5 protein-coding genes are annotated in these 7,889 nt (G+C 44.9%); 2 read left to right on the top strand and 3 right to left on the bottom strand.

Going from position 1 to position 7,889, the window contains the following annotated elements; all coding sequences use genetic code 11:
• Positions 1–434: 434 nt before the first annotated feature.
• Complete coding sequence (locus RWJ43_RS05135; protein ID WP_314008590.1) at positions 435–1,145, bottom strand: HAD hydrolase-like protein; 711 nt, start codon at positions 1,143–1,145, stop codon at positions 435–437.
• Between the two features lie 171 nt (positions 1,146–1,316).
• On the opposite strand from RWJ43_RS05135, the gene RWJ43_RS05140 reads away from it, so the two are divergent.
• Positions 1,317–3,587: a tetratricopeptide repeat protein gene (locus RWJ43_RS05140; protein ID WP_314008593.1), complete on the top strand. Its 2,271-nt coding sequence runs from the start codon at positions 1,317–1,319 to the stop codon at positions 3,585–3,587.
• 87 nt (positions 3,588–3,674) lie between these two features.
• On the opposite strand, the gene RWJ43_RS05145 is transcribed toward RWJ43_RS05140, so the two are convergent.
• Positions 3,675–6,341, bottom strand: a complete 2,667-nt coding sequence (locus RWJ43_RS05145; protein ID WP_314008596.1) for an N-acetylmuramoyl-L-alanine amidase — start codon at positions 6,339–6,341, stop codon at positions 3,675–3,677.
• A gap of 113 nt (positions 6,342–6,454) precedes the next feature.
• On the opposite strand from RWJ43_RS05145, the gene RWJ43_RS05150 reads away from it, so the two are divergent.
• Positions 6,455–7,117 (top strand): HAD family phosphatase, encoded by a 663-nt coding sequence (locus tag RWJ43_RS05150; RefSeq protein ID WP_314008598.1) that lies wholly within the window; start codon positions 6,455–6,457, stop codon positions 7,115–7,117.
• 87 nt (positions 7,118–7,204) lie between these two features.
• Here RWJ43_RS05150 and RWJ43_RS05155 read toward each other — a convergent pair whose 3' ends face one another.
• On the bottom strand, positions 7,205–7,408 hold the full coding sequence (locus RWJ43_RS05155; protein ID WP_012808976.1) for a cold-shock protein: 204 nt from the start codon (positions 7,406–7,408) through the stop codon (positions 7,205–7,207).
• Positions 7,409–7,889: the final 481 nt, after the last annotated feature.

Here is a 7,889-nt window from a genome sequence, read left to right on the forward strand (position 1 = left end):
CGTGTTAGCGTCGGCTTTTAGGCCTGGCGCACAAAATAGCGCAGCTTTGGTAGGTCTCGCTGAAGAATCGACATGTTTCTAATCAAGATAGCCAGGCAGCTAGGCGGCCGCACTACCCGATATGCATCTCTATGCATAAACTTAATCTAATATGCTGGAAAATGAATAGACTTATATAAGAAATTTAACTATCGATAAATTCTGTATCTACGGAACACACCTAAGTCGGATAATCTGCTCAGATGAGGGCATTTTACACATCTAATGACGATAATCTGCATGATTGAGGTATTTTCTGCGTCATGTATACGTCTTTTTAACAGATTATCCGACTTAGGTGTGTTTTGAACTGCCTCCTATTTTTTGTGTCTAAGAAATGGGAGGCAGTTCACATCTTGGTGACAAGGCGTTTTTTGTGCGTATGTAAAGGCTTCTTAGGCGAGAAGAACGTGGTGTAGATCTTCTACAGTATCTACAATTGCAACTGCGCCCGCATCAATAAGCTCCTGTTTATTAGTGGTTTTGCCATACAGAACGCCAATACACGGGATCTGATTGGGGAATGATGCTTCCATATCAAAACGGCGGTCTCCTACCATGACGCTTTCAGATGCGTCACAGCCAAGCTTGCGCATAACGTGAGCAATGGCGGTGATTTTATCAGTTGCCGCCTCATCTATTCTTCCTGCATAGGCATCAAGAACACCAATAAGGTTGTTGTCCCTAAGCCCCATCTCTAGCATAGGCTGATTCTTTGAGCTTGCTACGGCAACCTTTTTACCGGCGGCGTGAAGGTCATCAATAAGGTCTCTCATACCTTCAAAAAGCGGCCATTTTCCTGTAGTTACATAGAGCTCACGGTAACGCTTAGTAACCGCAACAGCGTCTTCGTGGCTTAAACCAAAGACCAGTTCAAACCCATAAGGAAACGGTGGTCCTACAAGCTTTTTAAGATCTGCTTCTATAAAGTCTGTATGACCACAGTCTGTCATTGCCATCTTTGCTGTAGAAACAATGGTGGGCAATGTGTCTGCCATAGTTCCATCAAAATCAAAAATAATAAGCGAGCGATGCTGCAAATCTGAAACTACCTCAGAAGTTACCAGCGCTCTATTTGAATCAGTTACGTTTTGCAATATTGCCATGTCAATCCAATCATCTACGTATGTGAGTATACCGTTGATGACGCAAAACTAACCAGTCAATGGCATTTTCTTCTCGCCTGCCGAATTAACTATTGACAGCTGAAATGTCGCACACCAGCTAAGGTATATAGTTAACTATAGATGAATCACTATGCCTAACCTGGGAGGTGTATGATGACTCGTCAGGAAAATAATCCAGAAGCTAAGCAACCTGGAAGAAACAGGCTTGGAAAACTCTATCCGTCTCTCGTCAACAAAGACGTTCTGCCTGATGAGTCTCTAGACGCTGCTCAAATTAATCAGCAAGTTGGTTCTATTGATCAGACTGGTTGGCATACAAAGCTCAACATTGAAGCACTCTCTCTTGCACTTACAGAGTCCACTACTCCCCTTGAAGTGCTTAAACACTTTGTAAATACGGCGTTTTTGCGTGAAAAAGATTCTCACCGAAAAGGTGGTTCTGTTGCCATCCCGCCTAGTGACTTTGAGCTACATCTGGCTCAAAGATTAAAAGATGCCGGCGTTCTTAACGCACAAGATAGTGCTATCCCCTGCCGTGTGGTACGTCTGCGCACCAATGGCCTCTTTTATCTTCGCGCTAATCAAAAAGCACTTTCCTATGACCAGAAGATTCAGCTCCTTACTATTGAAAGTGCACTAAACACAGCCCTCTTTGCAGAGCGATACTTTCTTGATGCAAATATGGCATCTGAGCATGACTTACTTGCTTTTGAGCAAAAGATTGTTTCTACCATGATGAAGCAGTCGCGACCCCGCTGTGCTACAACTCAAAGCACCCAGGAAGATGGCGAGTGGGTTGTCCGCAAAGCCATTTCCCTACACATTGAAAGCCTGCGCCTTTCTCAGCGTCTTGTCACTGAGTTTAGAACCAACGTACACAAAGGTATTGCCGCCTTTAGAGTGCATCTGGCCCTTCCTGAGCAATTCCCAAGAAGCTTTCTTAGCTCAGATGGAAGCATCAAAGAGGCAACCTTTGATGATCTCTGTCGTGCAGCCACCGCTTATAACTTACATCTTGGCATGCTCATTTCCGCAAGCGCCTTTAGAAGCTCGCAGAAGATTAACGAGGTATGGCTCTCTGGCATATGCAATACAAACAAGCTGCATGCCTGTCTTTTCTCGTTCCACATTACTCGCAAGCAATTTGAAGATACAAACATTACAGAAGAGACTAATCCGCTTTCTGTCTATCAGCTCTGGAACGCACAAATTGACGAGGTAGATGGCATTCTTCATGCGGTGCACCCGCTCTTTACCCTAGACAACGAGATTTTCTGTCCACCCAGTAGGTACGATTTTGTTGAGTCTTCTCAAAAACGTCTTGATAGCGTCGCAGCTCACGCACTAGGCACCGATGAAGTGTCGGGGCTTTCTATTGATGAAGGTCAGGCGCGAGAAGAAATTATCACCAAAATTTTGCGCAACCTCTCTTCTTCTACAGAAGAAAACGTCCGCACCATCTTGTCGTATACCGCAAACTCTACCGAGCCTACGGTGCGAGCAGCGGGAGAACGCGTGGTTTCTCGCTTTATTAAGGGCACGCTTGCAGAAGATGACTTTGAGGCTATTTCAGAAGAGTTTGTTGACGGAGGCGTTCTTTCCTTGGCGGTTACCAAGGCCCAGCGCCTTATTGGCGAGAAAAACTATCAAGATGCAGAACTTCTCCTACGTGAAGCGCTGGACTCCGTCGATGGCAATAACACCTACACGGACTCAAGCACTACTCAGTGGCGTGTATTTATGAACTACGTTGATCGCGTACTTTACAACAGAATTCTCTCTAATCCCGAGAAAAACACTCGTCTAGCTCCTATGTCTTACTTTGAGGCGCACCTTCTGATATCTATTGCTCAGACGCTCCAAGGACAAACTCAAAATGCTCTCCAGCACGCGAGAAGGGCTGTTGAGATTGCTCCTCTTAGCATGAGTGCAAGGCTACATCTCTCCCACTGTCTTGAAGAGTCGCTAGATATTACAGCTGCGGCAGATGAACTCAAGAAGCTCCTGCTGCTTGCCCATGACCCCGAGAGTATTGGGTTTGGTTATTACCGCATGGCGTTCTTCCAATGGAGACTCAGGCATCTGAAAGCCGCCCAAGCCTGTTATCAGTTTGCCTTGAAGTTCTTACCAGGTGCTACGTTTATTATTGGTACCGAGACGGCTATTCTTGCGCAAACAGAGCCTGAGTTTAGCTGCGAAGATATGAACGATGATGAGATTTACGCCACGCTCATAGAAAATCAAATTCCTGTTGCTCCGACAGATGAGGTCTCTACTATTTTCTTGGATGGTACGCGAGCCTCGCTTGATGCAGAGCTTTTTAGTGTTGCTAAGAACTTCATGATGAACCTAGGAATTATGACGAAAGACGATGTCTACTTTGACATGCTCAACTCCATTGAAGGAGAGCCTGATAGATAAGATAACTCAACTCAAACTCACAAAGAATTGGCATAAAAAAGGAGTTCCGATTTCTCGGAACTCCTTTTGCACAATGTGCAGTGGTTTTTACAGCTCATTCATTACGCGAACAAGCTTTACAGCATAGTTCTTGTCCATTGCCCACGTTCCAGCAAGCTTGCGGATAATGTTTGCCTTCCTAGCAAGAATCCATGCTCCGTAGCGTGGGTCAACCTTTTGTGCTTCGCTTGGATCAACGGTCAGTGGCTCATAGCCTGCGTATGCACGAAGGTGCAAAGCCTGTGCACGTAGTCCCTTAAGAACGGTATCAAATGAGAGTCCACGCTTTCCGTCTCCAGTTGCACCCATACCACCAAAGTTGCACTGCTCAGGAAGGACATCGCCACCAAAGCGAAGGTTACCTGTCTCAATCATGACCTGTGCATAGAGAAGTTCTGGACGAACTCCCTCGTCAATGGCAGCCTGCCATAGCTGGTTTACAAAATCGGTTCCTGTTGCAGCGCCCTTCTCGGCATAGACAGCTGGATAAGCAGAACCTACGCGCTTATTGAAATCTCGCTGAAGATCCTCTTTCGTGACAAGAGGTGCTCCAAGAACGCTGGTGCGATCAGAGAAATTACCACGAGTTGGCTCAATTGGAGAACCGTTATCAACAGGAGTGTTGTTAGCGTCTCTATTATCTCCGCCATTATTGCCGTCAACGTTTCCACCTCTACCGTTATTGGTATCAGTAGGCTTAATGTTAAGAACACCGTATGTATCTGCATGTACAACACGGCCATCTGAAAGCGTGATGTCTTGGTTACGGAGCAGACCATTATTCTCGTCGAAATAATAATATGAGCCATTGATTGATTGCAGACCGAAGAGGGCGCCGTGCTCAGTAGTAGTTGGGTCAAAGTACCAGGTCTTGCCATTTGGAGTATTAAACCAACCAGAGGCTAAGGCGCCACTTGATTGAGCCCATGCCCAAATATTGTTAGGCAGGGCAACCCAACCATTAGAGGTCATACCATTATTTACATCAACATAATACGAGCCACTAGAAGTAGAAAAAACGCCGGTCTTCATAAGTGGGTAAGTTGCATTCTCATCAAAGTAGAACCACTTGCCGTTAGACATGTACTTCCAGCCAACATAAAGAGAGCCATCTGAATTTGCCCATGCCCAATTGCCATCAGCAAGGCTAATCCAGCCGCCAGAAATAAGACCATGATCAACATCAATATAGTATTTCTGATAGCCATCAGACATTAAGCCAAAGGTGGCTCGATAGTTGTTATTACTATCAAAGTAGAACCATTTACCGTTAGGAATACGTTTCCAACCGGCTTGCAATGAGCCGTCTTCTGTCGCCCAAGACCAAGAATCATCAGCCTGGTGGACCCAGGAATTCTTTGCCATTCCATTAGTCTCATCAAAGTAATAAGACTTACCTGAAATAGTCCTCTGGCCAAGAGCGGCAGCGTTATGAGTTGCAGCTGCGTCAAAGTACCAAACCTTACCATTTGGCGTAGTAAACCAGCCAGAAACAGCAATTCCCCTGGCATCAAAATAATGCCAGCCATCATCGTCTTTAAGCCATCTGCTTACGTAAGCAGTGCCGTTGTCGTCGGAATACATCCATCCTTCAGCAGCTCTGCGCCAGCCATAGGATTCTTTAATCTTAGCGTCATAGTTTGTCTGTCGGGTTACTTCTTGACCGTCAGAAGATCTTGCTGTGATATACAGGGTGTAACGGCCGCTAGCAGGAAGTGTAAAGGTAGACGAAGTTGCCGTAGTGTTAGATGCAACCGTTACTTTTGTTCCGTCTGGACCAACATAGCTATAAGTAAATGTTGCGTCAGTAACTACGCCAGTAAGAACTGGCTTTAGAGTAATGTCACTATCCTTTTGAGCTACTGAAACACTACTCATGCTCCACCAGGTATCAGAGCTATACATTTCCCAAATTGCCCATGCATCTGCCCAGCCAATGTAGTCAACCTTGGAATTATCGCCAAGGTCTTTAAACTCAGCAGCATGTGCTGGATTAGAGATGAATTGATGCTCAATAATTACGCCAAGAATTCCCTTTTGACGAGCATAACGAACAATACCGTAGTAATCGGACTCGTCGCCATTCTCGTAATAATCTGATCCATATTTATCGTTATAGCCGCGCTCAGTAGCGCCATCACCGCGAGTGACAATGCCTGCTTTGTTTCTGAGGTAATAGTTAACCTTACCGGCAAAAATTTGACCGGAGAAATAAAGATCGTAGTTGTAGCTTACCTTATGAGGAACAAGTACCTCTGAGCCCGTTGCAGATGCAGGGCCGGCATTGTAGTGAAGCGAGATGATGGCACAAGCGTTTGCGTCAACAGCACGCTGTACGCGCGTCTTGATCGATGGATCCTCGTGTTCTCCACGAACAACAACAACCTGTACACCCCATTTTTCCAGATACTTCTTGGCGTACATGGCAGTTGCCCAAGCCAGGTCTCCCTCTTTGAGTCCAAAGTAGGTAGCACCTGGATCTCTGCCTTCAAGGCCATCACTGTGACCTGGGTCAAGTGCAATAGGTCTGCCAGTTGCACGAGCAAGTGCTACGGCATCTTTTAGTGATTCGCTCTGGATAATGTTTCCTTGGGCATCCATAGTTGTGTAGGTAGTTGCATATGCGTTTTGAACTGTTGTTGCAAACAATGCTGCGACAATAAAGAACAAAACAGCAAGCAATTTACCGCGAGTATTAAATAAGCTGCGTTTCATGCGGTCCTCCGAAAAGTATTGGTTTACTCCTCTTCATACTTGCTAAAAGTTTACACTAGACTGGCATGTCAACAATAAAAAACATAAGCTCACCGCAACTTGATTGGAACTCTGTGATTTTCTCGACACTTGAAGATATTCTTGCAACAGATTTTGAAGCAGCAATTTTTGATTTTGATGGCACTATTGCTCATACACACCATATTTGGAAGCTTGTTGACCAGAAGTTTTTTGAGTCGCGAGGAATCCCTTACACTCCAGAAATTGGCAAGATTCTCTCCCCTCTTGGATTTGAAAAGGGAGCTGAATGGGCAATTGCCACCTATGGGCTAAAGGAAGATCCAGAAGAAATTGTTGCCAAGTGGAAAGAGCTTAGTAAAAGCTTCTTTGTAAACTCCGTGCAGCTTAGACCTGGTGTTGTTGATTTTATTGGCAAGCTACAAGAAAAAGGCATCCCTACTGCATTAGCAACTGTCAACGAGCCAGAGCTTCTTGCTCTTCTTGAGCCTCGTTTACATCTATCCACTCTGTTTGATACTCAGGTGTTTGCAGCAGATGTTGGATCTGCAAAAGATGAGCCTCATCTGTATCTTGAGGTCCTTAAACGCCTTAATACTCCAGCCGAGAAAACAATTCTGTTTGAAGACATCCCACTGGCTCTTCAGACAGGAAATTCTGTTGGCCTTATCACCTGTGCTGTTAATTGTGATGATGAGCATCAAGATATCGAGAAACTCTCTGAACTTGCTAACTTTACCATCAAGCGCTGGTATTAAAGCTCTTGGTTACTGTAACTGTAAAAATAACGATGTAACAAAAAAGGAGACCCGAAGGTCTCCTTTTGATGGTAGTGTTCGCAAGTACTAGATCTTGTGGACGCTAGAAGCCTGGAGCTTACCGTTCTGGCCGGTGGTAATCTCAAACTCGACAGGCTGACCCTCATCGAGAGTCTTGAAACCGTCCATCTGAATCTCGGAGAAGTGTACGAACAAATCGTCGCCATCCTCACGAGAGATGAAGCCGTAACCCTTGTCTGGATTAAACCACTTTACAGTACCCTGAGCCATTTCGTGCCTTTCTTTCTTAGCCCCGCAGGGCAAAACTGCGCCTGTGGAGCGCGATACCGTGACGTTTCGCCACGTGGAATATAATAACCTTAATCAACAACTTATGTGGCGAGAAACCACTCATGGAGGTTTTTACACCATCTACCGGAAGAGCCACAGGTAATCAAGCTGTTTTCCAGCATTTATTTATGGATATATCTGCTATTAAACGTTTTTTATCTCATTAGTTGAGCATTTTTTCATAGAAGATAGAGAATTTGTATAGGATTAATTTACGGGAACAATAACAGACATATCAAACTATTATTTATATAGAAAGTTATCCCTTTAAAAAAGGATATGCCCATGAAAAAGAAGACATGTTTGTCCAGCAGGCCTTCAATGCAAAAACTTATTGCAGTTTCTTCGTTGAGTGTAGCTCTACTTTGCGGTCTCCACGCTGCTCCTGCTCTTGCAGAAACTAGTGATAAATCCACAGTAA

It is taken from the genome of Lancefieldella parvula (assembly GCF_963530955.1).
GTDB classification, from domain to species: Bacteria; Actinomycetota; Coriobacteriia; order Coriobacteriales; family Atopobiaceae; genus Lancefieldella; species Lancefieldella parvula_A.